Origin of the sequence: Arthrobacter sp. 9V (genome assembly GCF_902506065.1) — a bacterium.
Lineage (GTDB): Bacteria > Actinomycetota > Actinomycetes > Actinomycetales > Micrococcaceae > Arthrobacter.
This window is the reverse complement of sequence record NZ_LR732912.1, coordinates 4,564,742-4,582,314: the sequence shown is the minus strand read 5'-3', so window position 1 is coordinate 4,582,314 and position 17,573 is coordinate 4,564,742. Positions and strand designations below refer to the sequence as shown.

Annotated in this window: 19 protein-coding genes; 10 read left to right on the top strand and 9 right to left on the bottom strand. The window is 63.4% G+C overall.

All coding sequences use genetic code 11. The features are described from left to right. Positions 1-12 precede the first annotated feature (12 nt). Entirely contained in the window at positions 13-708 is a 696-nt protein-coding gene (locus BACI9J_RS21090) for an SDR family oxidoreductase (RefSeq protein ID WP_159736083.1), read from the top strand. Here the strand turns inward: BACI9J_RS21090 and BACI9J_RS21085 are convergent. Beyond that, positions 674-1,849, bottom strand: a complete 1,176-nt coding sequence (locus BACI9J_RS21085; protein ID WP_236558802.1) for a glycosyltransferase family 9 protein — start codon at positions 1,847-1,849, stop codon at positions 674-676. The genes BACI9J_RS21090 and BACI9J_RS21085 overlap by 35 nt on opposite strands. Before the next feature lie 158 nt (positions 1,850-2,007). On the opposite strand from BACI9J_RS21085, the gene rfaE2 reads away from it, so the two are divergent. Both rfaE2 and BACI9J_RS21075 read left to right on the top strand, forming a co-directional pair. Then, the gene (rfaE2, locus tag BACI9J_RS21080) at positions 2,008-3,642 is read left to right on the top strand and encodes a D-glycero-beta-D-manno-heptose 1-phosphate adenylyltransferase (RefSeq protein ID WP_159736081.1); all 1,635 of its coding nucleotides are present in this window, start codon (positions 2,008-2,010) and stop codon (positions 3,640-3,642) included. 10 nt (positions 3,643-3,652) lie between these two features. Next, the gene (locus BACI9J_RS21075; RefSeq protein ID WP_159736080.1) at positions 3,653-4,687 is read left to right on the top strand and encodes an NAD-dependent epimerase/dehydratase family protein; all 1,035 of its coding nucleotides are present in this window, start codon (positions 3,653-3,655) and stop codon (positions 4,685-4,687) included. A 4-nt stretch (positions 4,688-4,691) separates the two neighbouring features. Here BACI9J_RS21075 and BACI9J_RS21070 read toward each other — a convergent pair whose 3' ends face one another. Then, positions 4,692-5,774 (bottom strand): FUSC family protein, encoded by a 1,083-nt coding sequence (locus tag BACI9J_RS21070; RefSeq protein WP_236558801.1) that lies wholly within the window; start codon positions 5,772-5,774, stop codon positions 4,692-4,694. A 183-nt stretch (positions 5,775-5,957) separates the two neighbouring features. On the opposite strand from BACI9J_RS21070, the gene BACI9J_RS21065 reads away from it, so the two are divergent. The 3 genes from BACI9J_RS21065 to BACI9J_RS21055 are packed head-to-tail and all read left to right on the top strand — an operon-like array spanning position 5,958 to position 7,935. Next, entirely contained in the window at positions 5,958-6,935 is a 978-nt protein-coding gene (locus BACI9J_RS21065; RefSeq protein WP_201296636.1) for a hypothetical protein, read from the top strand. Then, entirely contained in the window at positions 6,932-7,363 is a 432-nt protein-coding gene (locus tag BACI9J_RS21060; protein WP_159736078.1) for a phage holin family protein, read from the top strand. The genes BACI9J_RS21065 and BACI9J_RS21060 overlap by 4 nt, the downstream gene beginning before the upstream one ends. Then, positions 7,360-7,935: a DUF3618 domain-containing protein gene (locus BACI9J_RS21055; protein WP_159736077.1), complete on the top strand. Its 576-nt coding sequence runs from the start codon at positions 7,360-7,362 to the stop codon at positions 7,933-7,935. Before BACI9J_RS21060 ends, BACI9J_RS21055 begins: the two co-directional genes overlap by 4 nt. Before the next feature lie 91 nt (positions 7,936-8,026). Here BACI9J_RS21055 and BACI9J_RS21050 read toward each other — a convergent pair whose 3' ends face one another. The 7 genes from BACI9J_RS21050 to BACI9J_RS21020 form a co-directional block, all read right to left on the bottom strand. Then, positions 8,027-8,503, bottom strand: coding sequence for a phage tail protein (locus BACI9J_RS21050; protein WP_159736076.1), 477 nt, complete (start codon positions 8,501-8,503; stop codon positions 8,027-8,029). A gap of 47 nt (positions 8,504-8,550) precedes the next feature. Then, the gene (locus BACI9J_RS21045) at positions 8,551-9,150 is read right to left on the bottom strand and encodes a hypothetical protein (RefSeq protein ID WP_159736075.1); all 600 of its coding nucleotides are present in this window, start codon (positions 9,148-9,150) and stop codon (positions 8,551-8,553) included. A gap of 70 nt (positions 9,151-9,220) precedes the next feature. After that, positions 9,221-9,856, bottom strand: a complete 636-nt coding sequence (locus BACI9J_RS21040; protein ID WP_159736074.1) for a hypothetical protein — start codon at positions 9,854-9,856, stop codon at positions 9,221-9,223. Continuing rightward, on the bottom strand, positions 9,843-10,478 hold the full coding sequence (locus BACI9J_RS21035) for a hypothetical protein (RefSeq protein WP_159736073.1): 636 nt from the start codon (positions 10,476-10,478) through the stop codon (positions 9,843-9,845). Before BACI9J_RS21035 ends, BACI9J_RS21040 begins: the two co-directional genes overlap by 14 nt. A gap of 47 nt (positions 10,479-10,525) precedes the next feature. Then, the gene (locus BACI9J_RS21030) at positions 10,526-11,332 is read right to left on the bottom strand and encodes a hypothetical protein (RefSeq protein WP_159736072.1); all 807 of its coding nucleotides are present in this window, start codon (positions 11,330-11,332) and stop codon (positions 10,526-10,528) included. After that, entirely contained in the window at positions 11,329-12,309 is a 981-nt protein-coding gene (locus BACI9J_RS21025) for a hypothetical protein (RefSeq protein WP_159736071.1), read from the bottom strand. Before BACI9J_RS21025 ends, BACI9J_RS21030 begins: the two co-directional genes overlap by 4 nt. A gap of 180 nt (positions 12,310-12,489) precedes the next feature. Beyond that, complete coding sequence (locus BACI9J_RS21020; RefSeq protein WP_024818962.1) at positions 12,490-12,978, bottom strand: inorganic diphosphatase; 489 nt, start codon at positions 12,976-12,978, stop codon at positions 12,490-12,492. A gap of 147 nt (positions 12,979-13,125) precedes the next feature. On the opposite strand from BACI9J_RS21020, the gene dacB reads away from it, so the two are divergent. The 4 genes from dacB to hpt all read left to right on the top strand — a co-directional run bounded on the left by dacB (position 13,126) and on the right by hpt (position 17,563). After that, positions 13,126-14,571: a D-alanyl-D-alanine carboxypeptidase/D-alanyl-D-alanine endopeptidase gene (gene dacB / locus BACI9J_RS21015; RefSeq protein ID WP_159736590.1), complete on the top strand. Its 1,446-nt coding sequence runs from the start codon at positions 13,126-13,128 to the stop codon at positions 14,569-14,571. A gap of 74 nt (positions 14,572-14,645) precedes the next feature. Continuing rightward, positions 14,646-15,767: a zinc-dependent metalloprotease gene (locus BACI9J_RS21010; protein WP_159736588.1), complete on the top strand. Its 1,122-nt coding sequence runs from the start codon at positions 14,646-14,648 to the stop codon at positions 15,765-15,767. 143 nt (positions 15,768-15,910) lie between these two features. After that, on the top strand, positions 15,911-16,981 hold the full coding sequence (gene tilS / locus BACI9J_RS21005) for a tRNA lysidine(34) synthetase TilS (protein ID WP_159736589.1): 1,071 nt from the start codon (positions 15,911-15,913) through the stop codon (positions 16,979-16,981). 30 nt (positions 16,982-17,011) lie between these two features. Beyond that, complete coding sequence (gene hpt, locus BACI9J_RS21000) at positions 17,012-17,563, top strand: hypoxanthine phosphoribosyltransferase (RefSeq protein WP_011772910.1); 552 nt, start codon at positions 17,012-17,014, stop codon at positions 17,561-17,563. Positions 17,564-17,573 lie beyond the last annotated feature (10 nt).

The following is a 17,573-nucleotide window of genomic DNA, read 5'->3' as shown; positions in this document are numbered from 1 at the left end:
GGAAGGAACCGTATGAACACGCAAACACCCGGCCGCGTCATCGTCACCGGAGGCGGCTCAGGACTTGGTGCAGCGATCGTGGAAGCCATCCGCGACGCCGGCGGCACGCCCTTTGTCTTTGACCGTGATGTCAGCAACGTGTCCGGCGCGAAATCCTTGGAAGTGGACGTCTCCAACCGTGAAGCCGTAGAAGCCGCCGTCAAGGAGGCTGCCGGAACCCTGGGTGGCTTGGACGGAGTGGTCACCGCTGCAGGCATTGATCGCTGCGGCAAGCTGGGCGACGTCCCGGCAGCGGAATGGGAAAAGGTCATTGGCGTGAACCTGATGGGCACGGTTTCCGTGGTCCGCGCAGCGCTGCCGTACTTGAAGGAATCCCGCGGACGGGCCATCACCATCGCTTCAACGCTGGGCCTCCGGGCACTCCCGGATGCCACGGCATATTGCGCCTCCAAGTTCGGCGTGATCGGCTTCAGCCGTGCCTTGGCCGCAGAAACCGGGGGAGTCATAGGTGTCACCACCATCATCCCCGGTGGCATGAAGACCCACTTCTTTGACGATCGCGACGAACAGTACAAGCCGCAGGACGATTCCAAGTTGAACGATCCCGCCAATGTGGCCCAGGCCGTGGTGTTCGCCCTCTCGCAGCCGTTCGGCAGCGAGGTCCGCGAACTCCTTATCTGCCCCGCAGAAGAAGGCTCGTGGCCGTAAGGTCCAGCACATCCTGAACCACCGCGGCCACGGCGATGCCCTCAATGAGGGTGTCGTCGTGGCCGCAGTGCGGTGCCGTCCATCCCACCTGCGTGATGTCTATTCCGCAGCGCGGGCACTGAGTCGCCCAGGACATGTGGATGCGGTGCATGCTCCGGCCGCGCGGGCCGGCATTGAACACGTTTCCCACCCAGAAGATCCCCACGGTGGGCGTCCCCAGCACTTGGGCCAGGTGCCGGGGCCCGCTGTCACTGGCGAGCATCACCGTTGCCTCCGCCAGGAGCGCAGCCAGATCTCCAATGTCCAGCTCACCGGCAACGGATCGCACGGCGCTCCTGTTTTCTTCCGGGAGTTGACGGACCGCCAACTCCGCCACTTCCTGCGCCAAGGCTTTTTCGGATCGGTCGCCCACAATCAGCACCTGGGCACCTTCGGCGGCCAATCCCGCCGCTGCATCAGCGAAGTACGACGCCGGCCATCGCCTCCGCGGATCAGTGGCACCCGGGTGGACTACCACCAGCGATGCCCGCTGCGGATCCCGTAATCCCACAATGTTCTGCTGATGCTCAGGCCCGGGGAGCAAGGGCGGGGAGATAATGCTCGGCGCTCCGGCAAGACCCGCCACCTCCAGCCAACGGTCCGGCTCATTCTGGTAATAGATGTAGTCAAGGTTCCGATCCAACGGCTCCGCATCCTTGGTGCGAGTGCCCACCGTATGCCGCGCCCCCAAGCGCAACAGGAAAGGATTGGAAAACCGCCCGCCGCCGTGCATTTGGAACGCAACATCGAACTCCTTGGCCCGCATCGCCTCGAAGAAGGCTTCCTGCGCCGCCACGTCCTCAGCATCATCTTCAAAGCGCTCGCCGTTGCGCGGACCGTCATGGACTCCACGGGCCACGGGCAACATCTCGACGGCGTCTACGGGACCTTCCGTTGCGGCCACAACGGCCGCGTGGATCGGGGTGCCCAAGAGCGTGATGGTGGCTTGGGGATAGGCACTCTTCAGGGCGTAAAGGGCCGGGTAGGTATAGATCAGGTCGCCCAGTCCGCCGCCCCTGAGGACAGCGATTCGCGTGACGTCGCTGAACTTTTCCAGAACAGGACCCACGCCGGGGCTCGGAGTCGTCAGCGGTTTCTCCATGGATGATTCCTTTCGCTGGCAAGACGGCAGGCTGGTTCCTCCGCAGCCCCCGGCCCCCTGTGATTCCGTGCGGAAACTCCCGGAACCGGCGTGTGAAGCCCGTGCCTCGGGGTACCTGAGGGGAACAGGAAACTGTAAGCCCAATCGGAAGGTACCCCATGGCACGCCTATCCAATCAAGACGGCCCCGCCAATCAAGACGGCCCGTTGAATCAAGCTGCCCTATCCACTCAAGAAGGCTTGGCTGACTGGTTGCCAGGCCGTTTGGCCGACGCGCGTCCTGTTGTGACGGTCATTGGCGATTCCATTCTGGACGGCTGGTGGGATGGGACCATTGAGCGGTTCTGCCGTGAGGCTCCGGCTCCCGTGGTTCAGGTTCAGCGCCGGGACTTCGCCCCGGGAGGCGCGGCGAATACGGCCATGAACCTGGCCGCAATGGGGGCGCAGGTGCGTTTCGTTTCGCTGGTGGGGGAAGATTCGGGAGGGCAAACCCTCCGTGAGCAGCTTCAATCAGCGGGCGTGGACGTTTCGCATGTGGTGTCCCATCCGGAGATGACCACCACCACCAAATTCCGTGTGAGCAGCGGCGGGCAGGTGATGCTGCGCCTGGATGACGCCGCCGCTGAAGTCCCCGCTGATGGCCTTCGCCGAATGGCCGCTGCCATCCCCGGAGCCCTCACCGGCTCCTCAGCGGTGATCCTCTGCGACTACGGAGCAGGCGCCTTGGAAGGTGCTGTGAGGGACGCCGTTCTCCAAAACCTGGGGCCGCAAAGTGGGGGAGTGCAGGCTGACGAATCCCGGACTGACCGACGGGAGGGCGATTTTCCACCGGCCCGCCGGAACACCCTGGTAGTCGTGGATGCCCATTATCCGGGACGGTGGGCAAGCCTCCAGCCGGATCTCGCTACTCCCAATGCCCAGGAAGCGGCCACGCTGCTCGGTACGGAGTTCCCCGGCGGTGCTGCAAGGTGCCCCTTCGTGGAAGCCCACTCGGACCAGCTCCTTCGCGCCTCAGGTGCGGGCGCCGTCGTCGTGACTTTGGACCGCGAAGGAACCCTGACCATCCGGCCCAACAGCGCCTCTCAAAAGCCGGCAACTCACCGGACGTGGGCCCGGCCCCAGGCGGAAAAGCAAGCTTCAGGCGCCGGGGACACTTTTGTGGCGGCGCTGACCATTGCCCGTGCCGCGGGACTGCCGTTGACCACCAGCGTGAACTTGGCCCAAGCCGCTGCAGACGTGGTGGTGCACAGGCCTGGCACCTCCGTCTGCACCACTGAAGAATTGGCAAAGCACCTCCGAGGGTTCGCCGATACGGCGCTCACGGACTTCGAGTTGGCCCGGCAGGTGGAGGAGCATCGCCGGGAGGGCAAGCGGATTGTGCTGACCAACGGGTGCTTTGACGTCCTTCATCGAGGCCACACCCGTTACCTGAATCAGGCAAAGCAATTGGGCGACGTCCTGGTGGTGGCGCTGAACAGTGATTCGTCCGTAAGGAAACTCAAAGGCCCGGACCGGCCGGTCAACCACGAGGCCGACCGCGCAGCAGTCATCGCCGCCCTGAGCTGCGTGGACCATGTCACCGTGTTCGATACCCCCACGCCCATACCGCTGATTGACCTCCTCCGGCCGGATGTCTATGCCAAAGGCGGTGACTACACGCCGGAGATGCTCCAGGAAACCGAAGCGGTGGAACGCTACGGCGGCACCGTGACCATTCTGGACTACGTGCCCGAGCACTCCACCACAGCGGTCCTTGAACGCATCCGTTCAACCGGCGAAGCCCCGCAAGCCTGAGGAAGCAACCATGCGTATTGTGATCACCGGTGCAACAGGACACGGCGGAACGGAACTGCTGAAGCGGCTCCAGAGAGCCCGCTCGGAAGAAGGCGCGGACCTGGAACTGGTGGGCGTCGTACGGCGGCAACCGGACCAGGACGCCGCCCCCTATCACGGGGTGGAGTGGCACACCCTGGACATCAGCGCGGCGGAGGACCAACCAGCCCTGGAAGCTGCGCTGGCAGGAGCCGACGCTGTGGTTCATCTGGCGTGGCTGATCCAACCGAACCACAACCGGGAGATGCTTCGCCGGACGAACGTGGCCGGAACCGCCCACGTTCTTGCCGCCGCGCGTAAGGCCGGAGTGGGACACGTCGTGTGCGCATCGTCAGTGGGTGCGTACTCGCCTGCCCCAAAGGACCAGCGGACAAAGGAAGGCTGGCCCACTGGCGGCATCCGCAGCTCGCACTACAGCGTGGACAAAGCGGCACAGGAAAGGCTTCTGGACGGTTTTGCCAAAGACAATCCGGACATTGTGGTGGCACGGCTGCGCCCCGCGCTGATGTTCAGTGCTGGTGGCGGGAGCGAGGTTGGCCGGTACTTCCTGGGACGGGTGCTGCCCCGGCTGGTTCCGCGGAAGCCGTGGCTGCCACTGCTCGCCATCCCCAACGAGATGGTGTTCCAGGCAGCCCACACAGCTGACGTCGCTGATGCCTACTGGCGTGTGCTGGAGCGCAAGGCGGAAGGTGCTTTCAATATTGCCGCCGAGCCGGTCATTGACCCCAACGCCTTGGCCTGGATTCTCAACGCCCGGCGCGTGATGCCGTTCCCGCTCGCGGTGCTGCGCGCCGTCGTCGAGGTCAGTTGGCGACTCCGGCTGCAGGTGACCGACGGCGGATGGGTGGACATGGCGGCCAACGCGCCCATCATGGATACGGCCCGGGCACACTCCCTTTTGGGTTGGGCGCCCAAACATTCCTCGCTGGAGTCGCTGGCCGAAATGTTGGACGGGATCGGTGCAGGAAAGGGCAGGGAAGCCTCTCCTCCGCTGAAACCGAGGTAGCGCGTTACTCGGAGGACAACACCACCGTGAGGATCCGGCGCAGGCTCATGGCCACCGACGCCGGAGCGTTCACCGGGGATTGGTCGGCGGCTGCCTCGGCTACAGCGTCACTGAGGGCGTCAATGCTGTCTTTCGCCCGTGCCAAACGGTTGGCCAGCTCGCCGTTCTCGGCGTCACGCCAGTGATCCACCACGGACGCCACTGATTCCAATGCTTCGGAGAGCGGGGCCACTACCGCATCCGGGATGATCGTCCCTGCGCCCTCCTCCCAGATGGCGCTCGCCAGGACGTCGGTGATGTCCTGTACATGGAAAGTGAGCCGTTCAAGCGTTCGCAGGCCTGCGAGGTCGCTGGGCAAGCGGGTGGCACGACGACGCGACCTGGGGTTCGCTTTGGCGCTCAGTTCTGCTTGATGCACCGCGGTCCGCACGCCGGCTGCTGTCAGGGAAAGTTCATCGCTGCGGCTGGCCCAGGCCTCGTGGTTGGGCGGCCAGGATTCTTCCATGGCGCGGGCCATGTCCCTGAGCTGACGGGACAACGCGTTCTGGTGACCGGCGATGGCGGGATCGATGTCGTCCAGGTGCAGGGGCGGAAATATCAGCCAGTTCACCGCAAATCCAACGGTGACGCCCAAAGCCATCTGGAGGACGTAGGCAAAGGAGAAACCCTCCGCGTTTGAATCACCCAAGACCAGCACGAACAGCGCTGCCATGGGAATCCATTCGGATGCAGTGCCAAGCCGGGGAAGGCCGCCGATGAGCACGCCGAGTCCCACCACCACGGCAACGGCCAAGGCAGTGGGCGCGGCCACAGTGGTGATGACGAAGGCCATTCCGATGCCCAGCACCAAACCCACCAGGCTTTGCAGCCCATGTTTGGCGGAGTCGGCCACTGTGGGGTGCATGCTTACCAGTGCACCCAGCGGCGCATAGTACGGATACTCGGCGGCCGGGCCGGGCATAAAGGGGGCGAGGTACCAGGCCAGGCCTGCTGCTACAGCCGTTTTGGCGGCGAACAAGAGGCGGTGGCGGGTAACGGTTTTTCGTAGCGCGGGAATCAGCCGTCGCCTGTTGGGCAGTTGGCTCATCAACCCTACGTTGGCAGGTAAGTCCTCCCATGTCGAGCGGAAAGTACCGAAAGTGGGGCATGACATCTTTTGGAAATTGGTGTGATTAGAACCGGAGTAAGCGGGTACACACCCATTGATAGTAACGATACTTACTATCCCGGCTGCTGTCCGCAGCCTGCCAACTGTGGAAAGAGAGCGACAATGACTGAGAGCCAATCGCCGCAGGACGGAAGCTTCGCGGCGCCAACCACTGGTGCCCATGCAGGCACCGAACCGTTCACTGGAAACTACTTGGACACACCGGATATTGAGACCCAAACCGCAGGAACCACTGGAATCAGCGGAACCCCGGCCGGGTCCGGAACCGGTTCTGCCAGCTCGGGCAAGGTAGATACTGCCAAGGAGGAAGCTGCGGGGGTGGCCGGAGCCGTGTCGGACGCTGCCGGTGGTGTGGTTGACACCGCCAAGTCTGAGGCCGGCAACGTAGCCCACGAGGTGAAGGTGAACGCACGCCAACTGCTCACACAGACCAAGGGTGAACTGGCAGACCAGGCCCAGGTCCAGCAGCAGCGGGTAGCCGAAGGCTTGCGGTCCATCTCCGATGAACTGTCCACCATGGCCAATTCAAGCCAAAACGGTGGTGTTGCCACGGATCTGGTCCACCAGGCAGCCCAGCGTTCTTCCTCCATCGCCCAGTGGTTGGAGGGCCGGGACCCCGGCTCACTCCTGGACGATGTCAAGGGTTTCGCACGCCGCAAGCCAGGTACTTTCCTGCTGCTCGCTGCCGGAGCCGGAGTTCTTGCAGGCCGTCTGGGCCGGGGCATGGCAGACAACTCACCCGTGGGTAACGCGACCAGTGGAACCACCAACACCACTGAGACGCCGCGCGCCGTCTACTACCCCACACAGGGTGGAGCAGTAACGCCCCCCGCCGTGGATCTCCCCGGTCCCACCACAACAACTGCCGGATACGGTTCAGCCACCACTACGGGACTGGCAACAGGTGGCGCAGCCACTGGCTACGACGCCGGTACTACGGGCGGCTATGACGGATCCACCCTTCCGTATCCGGAGACAACCGCCGGCGGAGTCAAGGGACAAGGTGACCCGCTTGCTGGAGCCATTGACCCTGAGAGTCCCCTTGATCCGGATGACCCCCAGTACGGAGGTCCCCGATGAGCAGTCCCGCCGACCTGCCTCACACAACAGCCCATGAGAAAGCGGAAAACCTTCCCCTTGGTGAGCTGCTGAGCGACCTGACGCGCGACGTCTCCACGTTGATGCGCCAGGAAGTGGAGCTGGCCAAGGTGGAAATCAAGGAGTCTGCCACCAAGGCGGGGAAGGGCGCAGGAATGCTGGGCGGCGCTGCTTACGCCGGCCACATCACCGTGCTGTTTCTTTCCATCGCCCTGTGGTGGGCTTTGGGCCAGCTGGTTGGCCTCGGTTGGTCCGCTGTGATCGTTGCGGTCATCTGGGGAATTGTTGCGGCAGTCCTTGCTGCCATGGGAGGCAAGGAACTGAACGCCATCAAGGGCATGCCAAGGACTGCCGAGACAGTCAAGGAAATACCCCCCGCTTTGAAACCGAACACTGAGGAGACACGATGACGCAGAACCCCGACGCCCTGCGCGCCGATATCGAAGAAACTCGCCGGCGGCTCAGCACCAACGTTGATGCCGTAGCTGACAAGGTCACGCCTTCACACATCGTCAACCGCCGGGTGGACAGGATCAAGACTGCCGTCTTCGGTGCCCGTGACGACGTCCAGTACCGCGCCAGCGAAACGGCGCACCATGCCGGGGATGCTGTTTCCGGTGTGGTCTCGGACATCAGTGACGCGCCACAGGCCATCACCCGCAAGGCTCAAGGCAGCCCGGTCGCGGCCGGTCTTATCGCGTTCGGTGCGGGTTTGCTGGTCTCGGCCCTGATTCCGCCGTCGGATAAGGAACGTGAAGCTGCCCAGGCTCTGAAGGAAGCGGCCCAGCCGCTTACAGATGAGCTCAGCCACGCTGCCCAGGAAGTTGCCGAGCACCTGCGCGAACCCGCGCAGGACGCGATGCAGAACGTCAAGGACAGCGCCACGGAAGCCGCAGCCAACGTCAAGGACGAAGGTCAGGCAGCCGCCGCCGATGTCCAGGACCGCGCGCAGACGGCCAAGGACAACGTCAGCAACCAGTAACGTCCCACTCTGACCCAACTGAGTCGCAGAAGATGCCGTTTAGAACACCCGAAACGGCATTAACTGCGACTCAGTTGGGTTAAGCGGGTATTTAGGCCGGAGTAGGGGGATATTCGCCCTTGATGACGAAGTATGAGCCCCGGATAACACCGGCAAGCTTGGACTTCTGGCGCGCAAACTTGAACTTTGTTTCCAACTCGGCAGGGACCTCCATCCCGTCGGCCAACTTGAAACCAACTGCTCTTTTGCCGTCCTCGAGGCTGTACATCACGTTGATGGACAGTCCTGACTCGTAGAAAACATAGGCCATATGCAGGTCTTCCACCTGGAAGGCCGTGGCTTCCAGCGGGCGGGACTCAATAACGATGTCGCGTTCTTCGCGAAGGATCCGGCTGACGCGCTCCACCACCTCCGGGACCTCACTTGCCGGACTCACCTCAAACACGTGCTCATACTTGTTCCGGAAATACCGGGCTTCGTTGGCGCGTAAACCTGCAGCAGCCCCGGCTACCGGTGATGATTCCAAGCCGGTAGTGGAAACAGTCTTGAAGTCAACGGTGTAGGGCATGGGCTCTCCTGGGGTCATCACTTATCTGGTCAGCGAACTAGTCAAAATCAGCGAACTTCAAGAATCATTTGCAGCAAGCGGGCGGCGGCCGGACGGGCGGCGTGCTCCTCTGCCCACTGTGCCCGGGCCAGTGCCTTGCTTACTGCCTGGGTGGTGATGCCGAGCTCTTGGGCGACGGCTTTCTGTTGACCCCGGACACCCGGCGTGAGCAGATCCAGTACCCGCCATTCCGCTGTACTGCGGTGCTGGACGATGTGTCCCAGAAGCCTCAGCACGGCCTCCGCCTCAGAGGCCAAGGCGGCCAGCGGGCCATCAACTGCAACGGGGATACGTTCTTTGCCGTTGCGAAGGCGATCCACGGCCCGGCGTGCATAGACGAGACCATGACCGGAGGCATCCTTGACCAGGTTCGGCAGGGGTTCATTAATGGGGCCGACGCCGATTCCCACGTACCACTGGCCGGTCCGGAGCGCGATCAGGGCCGTCTCTACGGCTTGGTGGCTGTTTTCCACAATGCCCTGCACCTCATCCTCAACCGAGCGGTCAAAGTCGAGCCGCGCAGGAATGTGCCGCAGGTCCTTGAGCAATTGCGGCACAAGATCGCCGTCGTGGCGGCTGTCGCGTTGGTTGATGGTGAGAGTGAACATAGTGGATCAAATGCTACCGGCTGGTAGTCGGTCTGCAAGGGCCAAATTTTGCCCTGCCGGATCAACTCGTTCAGTCAAGCGCCGTCCGTCCGGTCAGTACGACGGCGGGCAGCGCACCTGCCGCCGTCCGCGCGGCGTCGGGTATTCCGGCGTCCTGCATGGCCTCTTGCATGGCAAGAACCAAGGGGGCGGGGTCCTGGTTGGTGGCGAAGACCCAGAAGGTTCCGCGGGCGTGGAAAACCACCGCACTCCGTCCTCCCGCGCCTAGGGAAACCTTGCGGCGTGCCACCAGCCTGTGATCGGGATCCGTGCCGTCGGCGGTGGTCACGGCCTTGATGCTGCCTGGCACCACGTCTCTCCAAGGAATCACCAATGTGGTGTGTTTCTGCGAATACTTGGCCACAATCCCGCGATCAAAGACCAGAACTTTCCGGAAGCTCCCCAGAAGGGTCATGGACCACAGCACCAGCCCGGTCAGAACGCTGGTCAACACAAAGAAGGCGGGATGGTTGAAGTGTCCTGCCTCCCGCGTGGAGCGGATGGGGCTGATGAACTCCGCTATTGTTCCGAAGACGAAGCCTACAACCAGGCAGGGGAGCAGGACCTTCCAGAAGATCTTCCTTGAGGACGCAACGTAACGGAGCCGCGCCAGTTCAGGCCCAAGCCTGGACTCGACGCGACGAATCAGCCGGTTATGGGCGGGCATCCGGACGCTGGCCGTAGAGGTTGGGCAAGTTGTGCCGCTCCGCCGCCGCGGCCTGCTCAGCTGCTGCAGCCTTGGGATCCGGGACGGGCTGCTGACCTTGAGCGATTCCCGAGCGCCGGTCAATGGCTGCAAACTTCGGGTCCCATGTGTCATCCCCGCCACCGCTGATGGCGGAGGCAATGAGCATCACCACAAAGAACGGGAAGAAAGACCAACAGATGGCACGCCAACCGCCCAACCAGGCTCCCGCCGTCGTGCCGTTCTTGATCCGCACGGACCTCATACCGGCGGCGGCGTCGCCCACGCTGCCCACGGATCCCCAGATCATGCCGTAAACGAACAGCCCCACGAACCACAGGACCACGTAGAGAGTCAGCCACAAACCGTCGTTGTACCCCAGGGCCGAGCCGCTGTCCATCATTGATTCCCGGACCACCGCAAGGATCACGGCCAGCACCGCGTAGCCAACCAGGAACACCAAGGCATCCAGCACCCGGCCCCAGAAGTGGGCTGTTCCGGATGCTTTGACGAAGTACGCGCCGGTATCGGTGTGGCGGCGGACAGTGCGTCCGGTCAACGGATCCACGAATCCGGTGGAGGTTGTGGGTTTAGGAGTGCTCATGAGGGGCTTTCAGCTCGACGGCGGGATGTGGCTTTGGGAGCGGAACGTCAGGCCAGGCCGGCCAACCCACCCAGGACGCGGGCCAGGGAAGCAGCGGAAGTTTCCTGCAACTCGAAGGCCACTGTTTCGCCCTGCTCCGGCTGATCCGATTTCGGGGCGCCTTCCACGCGCGGTGTCAGAACGTGAACGCCAGACGGGCCGGTGTAGACGGTGACGGTGGGGAATTCGTTGGTGTCGGAGTTGAACGCCACCACGTTGCTCGCAGCCTGGGTGTCGGCCAACGCCGTGGCGGCGTGCGCCTCGAACTGGGCCTCTGTGTAAAGGGCAGGATCGGTGTCGCGGGTCGCCGCCTTCTGCGGGTCCACGAACTCCGCCAGGCGGGGAACCAGTTGATCGCGGGTGACTACGGTGAAGCCGTGCAAACCGCTTTCGTCCACTTCTTCCAACAGGACGCCGTCATCGTGAAGGTAGCCGTAGAGCCAGCGCTTGCCGGTGGAGACGGTCCGTTCCACGGAGACAACGCTGCTGCCGCTGCGGCGGAGCGTGAGCGTGCCGGTGATTTCCTCGGTGGCGTGCAAGCGCGACGGCTCAGTTTCGCCCTCGAAGACCACCGGGTACACCAGCTCCTTGGCCAGCAGGCCGCGCAAGGCAATAGCGCACATCAGCTCCTTGCTGGCATCCTGGGCCGAAAGCCACGGCAGGGCTACCAACTGTTCGTGCTGAACGCCGTCCAGTGCCACAACTTCTTCATCGGTCAACGTGGGCAAAGGCGCGCCGATTGCGCTGGCACTGGCCAGGACCTTGGCTGCGGCCTCAACGTCCCGCTGGGTCCACTTCATGGTGCTGGTGGTCATCCGAATATCCCTCCGACAAAGTTTCCGACTGACTTGGCGGCGTCACTGACCCCGTCTGCCACCTTACTGCCTACGTCCTTTGCGAAGCCCGCCACCTCCTTGGCACCGTCGGCGATGTAGCTGCCGGGGTTGCGGGCGAAGTTGCTGATGGAGTCCCAGTTGTCCGCCACCAGATTGCCCAGTGCCCAAGCGCCCGCAACAATGCCTGCGCCGATGACGATCGGAGCACCGATCGGGCCCAGAAGCGCAGCACCACCGGCCGTCATGAGCATGATGCTGCCCACGCCGCCCACCACGGACAGCCCACCTGCCACACGGTCGCCGGTGCCTCGCCAGCCGTCGTGCTCCGGGTTGATCATGTCGCTGATGCCGCCCACAATGTTCAGCGGTGCTGCCAAGGCTCCAGCTACCCGGAGCCCCTTGGAGAACTTGCTGGCATCCTGGAACGCCTGGCTGTAGGGGATGTTGGCTTTGAGGTCGGTGAGGACATCAGTGACCTTCTCACCATTGCGCAGTGCGGTCATGGCGTCGCGGACCACGGTCCCGCCGGCCCGCCAGTTGGTCAGGACTTCGCGGGTCTTCACCCATTCGGCGTTGCCAAGCTTGAGGTATTTGTACGCCGTCCACAGCGGGGCACCCACGCCCTTGACGCCCATGGCCGTGTCATAGACGTCCTTGAGGACGCCCACAGATGTGCCCGAGCCGTCGTTGTGGCTGGCGAATTCCTGCTGGTTGGCGTGCTTCTTCAGTTGGCTCGCGTTCTCGCGCAACATGTTGGCGGCCTTGACCAGGCTCTGCCGATGCTGGGAATTCCAGTCGCCCTTGAACACCGTGGCGTCGCGGCCCTGCCACGCCGTGGTGGAGTTGATTGCGTTGGACAACTGCGTGCTTTGCAAGCTGATGGCATCGGCAGCTTTGCCCATCACGCCTGCCAGACTGCGAAGCTGCCCTATATCCGCGCCGTAGAACCCAGCCAATGGAACCCCCTTTAAACAAGCATCGAAAAGTCTCGTCCCAGCCTAAGGGGACGCACAGCTTGCCGCGATGGGGAGACGTGCCCATAAGTGACCCCGCGTTGCTTTAAAAAGTACGACGGCGGCCGGTGCGGTTCGCGGGGAACCGTACCAGCCGCCGTCGGGCGTAAATCAGAGGCGAACCTAGTGTGCTGCCGGAACGTAACGCTTGATGGAAGCTTCCAGCTCGGCTTCGGCAGCGGCGCGGTCGCCCCAGCCTTCAGCCTTGACCCACTTGCCTGGCTCCAGGTCCTTGTAACGGGTGAAGAAGTGCTCGATTTCCTTGATCAGGAATTCGCTGACGTCGCTGACTTCCTGGATGTGGTCGAACCGTGCATCAACGGGGACGCAAAGGACCTTGGCGTCTCCGCCGCCGTCGTCGGTCATGTTGAAGACGCCGATGGGACGGGATTCAACGATGACGCCCGGGTGGAGGTCGAAGTCCTGCAGGAGCACCAGTGCGTCCAGCGGATCGCCGTCTTCGCCCAAGGTGTTCTCGAAGAAACCGTAGTGCGTGGGGTACTGCATGGAGGTGAACAGGACGCGGTCCAGGCGGACACGGCCGGTTTCGTGGTCAACTTCGTACTTGACGCGCGATCCCTTGGGGATCTCGATGGTCACGTCGTGCTTCATGGAATGCTCCTTGACGGGTGTGGGTGGGGCGCGGCAGGCAAAAGCACCGCCGGCGCCGCCGACTACTATTGAGGATATAGCGAGAGGCCCGGGTTTCTTGAACCGGCGGGGACATTTCAGGACTGACAGGACCAAGCAACTTCCATGATGGGCGTTAAAAACGGGGGTGCCCGCAAGCGGGTGGCCGCGGCGTGGGGGCGCTTCACCTGGCCGGTGTTGCTGATCACGGTTCTGCTGTGCCTCGGCGCAATAGTGGTGGCGGGGATGTTTCCGGGCCTGCTCAGTGCCCCCAAATCACCGCCTTCGATTCCCGCCTGGCAAAAAGTGCCGGACCGCCTGTCGGATTCCACCAGTGTGCTTCCGTTGGATGCTCTGGCGCCCGTTCCTGTCCCTGCCCAAGTGGCCAAACTCCTCGACACCACGCTCAAGCCGGATGGTGCGGGCAGCATCAGCGGGGTGGTGATGGACGCATCCACCGGGCAGGTTCTCTTTGATCGGGACGCCAACGCCAACCGCATCCCGGCCTCGAACATGAAGCTGCTGACCGCCGTCGCTGCTTTGAAGGCGCTCGGTCCCGAGTCCCGGTTCACTACCCGCGTGCTCGCGTCCGAGAACCCCTCCGCAGTGGTGCTGACCGGGGGAGGGGATGTCCTCCTGGGCTCCGGTATCTCCGACTCTGCCGCCGTTCTTGGGCGCGCCGGACTGGCGTCTTTGGCGGCGGATACAGCTGCCGCTTTGACCGAGGCCGGGGTGTCGGGTCCGGTCACCGTCCAGGTTGACGATTCCCTCTTTACCGGCGCGCCCCTCAATCCGGCCTGGAGCCTGGACGATGTTGCTGCCGGAGAAACTGCGCCCCTTTACTCCTTGGCGTTGAACTCCGGCCGCTACAGCCCCAACGTTCTCAGCGGACCCCGGCCCCAGGATTCGGCTTCCACCACCGCCCAGGCGTTCGCCGAGCAGCTGGCGGCCGCCGGCGTGGCGGTGAGTCCCGGCGTCGAACGCGGCAAAGGCCTCCCCGCCAAAGTGCTGGCCGCCGCTGAGTCAGCCACCGTCAGCGAGCAAGTGGACCTTATGCTCGAATCCTCGGATAACTTCCTCGCCGAAGCGTTGGGACGGTTGACCGCTTTGGCGTCCGGTCAGCCAGGGACGTACGACGGCGCCACAGCGGCCGTGCGGCAAAGGCTGGGGGAGTTGGGGATCGCCACGGATTCGATGCAGTTGGCCGACGTTTCCGGCCTTGCCTTGGAGAATCAAGTCACGGCGTACCAGTTCGCCGAGGTTGTCCGGGCCATCACCAGCGGGCCGGACCTTGCCCTGCGGACAGCGCTGGACGGATTCCCCGTAGCCGGACTCACCGGAACCTTGGATGACAGATATGTGGACGCCGGTACGTCCGAGGGCGCCGGGCTGGTGCGCGCCAAAACCGGGACGTTGAACACGGTGATTGCGCTGAGCGGCTACGTGGTGGATGCTGACGGCCGGCTGCTGGTGTTCTCCTTCATCGGCAACAAGCTGGACCCCGGCGCTGCGGGCAACAAGGTGGCCATGGACCGTTCGGCGTCGGTGCTTGCCGCCTGCGGGTGCCAAGGCTGAATCCTCCGCGTGAATCCTCCGCGCGCAGCGAACTTAAGGCTCACTGTCGCCTCACGTGTGGTCTGATGGACCGTATGGTGTCATCTGCCCGAGATTCGTCAGCAGGGGCCCCGTCCCTGATCAATTGGGACCTGGCCGCCTCTACGGCTGCCCGGCTTGCCCCTCCCGGCCCGGAGCTTAGCTCCGCGGAGATCGGCAAGGCCGTGGACAATCTGCGCTTCAACGCGGATATCTCCGTCCCGCACGTGCACGACATCACCGGATTGGACGCCGCGAGGGACCTCCGTGATTCGCACGTCCTCGTGGTGGACCGCGCCTCGTGGTCCAAGGCCAATACACAGAGTTTCGCGGTGATGCTGCAACCCGCCTTGAAGAAAATGCTGGAAAGCCGCAGCGGAGTGGCCATGACCCCGGCCGCGGCTGCCGCCAGTGGTGCCATCACCGGCGCCCAGCTGGGCGCTGTGCTCTCCTTCCTCTCCAGCAAGGTCCTCGGCCAGTACGATCCTTTTGCTGCCCTCGCCCCGGATTCCAAGGTTCCCCCGGGCGGCAGGCTCCTGTTGGTTGCGCCCAACATCATCTCCGTGGAGCGCGAACTCAACGTCCACCCGGACGATTTCCGGCTCTGGGTCTGCCTGCACGAGCAAACCCACCGGGTCCAGTTCGCGGCAGCACCATGGCTCCGGCACCACATGCTGGATGAGATCGAAAAGCTCAGCGGCAACCTACTGGGCAACATGGACACGTTGGTGGAACGCGCCAGCGCTGCAGCCAAGTCCCTGCGGGACCGCAACCCCTCCGAGAAGACTCCGGGCCGCGGAGCCATCCTGGACCTCCTCCAGAACCCGGAGGAAAAGGCATCACTCTCCCACATCACGGCCGTCATGAGCCTTCTTGAGGGTCACGCCAACGTGGTGATGGACGCCGTGGATTCGAGTATCGTCCCCTCCGTGCGAACCATCCGCCAGCGCTTCAACGAGCGCGGCAAGGACCGGGGCGTAGTGGAGAAGTTCATCCGCAACCTCCTTGGCCTGGATGCCAAGATGCGGCAGTACACCGACGGCGCCAAGTTCGTCCGCGAAGTGGTTGCCGTGGCCGGCATGGAGGGCTTCAACCGGGTGTGGGAAACCGCCGAGTACCTACCCACCGAAGACGAGATCCACAACTCCAAGCTGTGGCTTGAGCGGATGGGGCTTTGAGCGTTCCTGCTGGTTCCGCAGGTGGTTCTTCCAGTGGGTCCCGTGTTGGTTCCGCGGGTTCGGCTGGTTCTTCTGGTTCCGCGGGTAAGGGACGACGACGGCCCGGGCGTTTGGCGCCGGTGGTGGGCAAGGCCCGGAAGCAGTTGCAGAACGCCTTGGCCTCAGCGGGATACCCGTCCCAGGTGCTTGTTGCCTGTAGCGGAGGGCCGGATTCGTTGGCTTTGGCTGCCATAGCCGCCTACTTCGGCCGGCGGGGTCACGTGGACGGGCATCCGGTGTCCGTTGCCGGTGTGGTGGTGGATCATCAGCTCCAGGCAGGCTCGGCGGAGGTCGCGTCCCGAACCGCTGCAGTGCTGCGTGAACTGGGTTTAGCGCCGGTTGAAGTGCGAACTGTAGAAGTTGCCGCCACTGGCTTTGGGCCGGAGGCTGCTGCCAGGGACGCTCGCCATTTTGCTCTGGAATCGGCCGCTGACCAGCTCGGCTGTGATGCGATCCTGCTCGGCCACACCTTGGACGACCAAGCAGAGCAAGTACTCCTGGGCTTGGCCCGCGGGTCCGGGACACGATCACTGGCTGGCATGAGACCGGCCCGTGGACGACTACTCCGGCCCTTCCTTGGCCTTCGCCGTGAGGAAACACTGGAAATTTGCCGGGTAGAGGATCTCTCACCCTGGCACGACCCCAGCAATTCCGATCCCGCCTTTGCCAGATCGCGGACACGTGTTGAAGTCATGCCTGTGCTGGAGGAAAAGCTTGGTCCCGGAGTTGCCGAATCACTCGCCCGCACGGCCGCGATCCTGCAGCAAGACGCAGACTTCCTCGAAGATCTCGCCCACGAGACCTATCTCTCACTTGTCCAGCGTATGGAGGACGGTGTCTGGTTGCCCGAGGACGCCGTTCGTGAGCTGCCCGCAGCGCTCAGGTTCCGGGTCATCGCCAAGGCGGCGGCCGACGTCGGGGGTCAACAACCCGGCTACGGACGCCTCCATGCCGCGGAAGCGCTGCTTCGCCGGCAAGGGTCGGCGGGCCCCGTGGAACTTCCGGGGCATGTCAGTGTGTTCCGCTTATCCCTCAGTGATTTGGAGCAGGAACGCGCTGTCTCAACGGGTGCTTCGTCGGCTGTTTCGGCGGGTGCTGCGGCCGACGGCGTTCCCCGACTGGCCTCCCCCTGTGGGAAGCTAGTATTCCGGCATCAGAAACCGTCCCAACAGTAGCCGCACCGAGCATCAAAACAGGAGCCATTGGTGGATTCAAACGACGTCCAGGCAGATCTCAAGCACGTTCTTTACACCAAAGAGCAAATCCAAACGCGTATCGCGGAACTTGCTGCGCAGATCGACAAAGACTACGAAGGCCGCGACATCCTCATTGTCGGTGTCCTCAAGGGTGCGGTCATGGTCATGGCTGACCTCGCACGTGCGCTGCACAGCCACGTCAGCATGGACTGGATGGCTGTCTCGTCCTACGGTTCGGGCACACAGTCCTCCGGTGTTGTCCGGATCCTGAAGGACCTCGACACCGACCTCATGGGCAAAGATGTCTTGATCGTCGAGGACATCATTGACTCCGGCCTGACCCTGTCCTGGCTCAAGTCCAACCTTGAATCCCGTGGCACGGCAAGCGTCGAAATCTGCACGGCTTTCCGCAAGCCGACAGCCGCCAAGGTGGAAATCGACGTCAAGTACGTTGGCTACGACATCCCCAACGAATTCGTGGTGGGCTACGGCCTCGACTACGCAGAGAAGTACCGCAACCTGGACTTCGTGGGCACCCTGGCCCCGCACGTTTACGAGTAAGCCCTCTTTT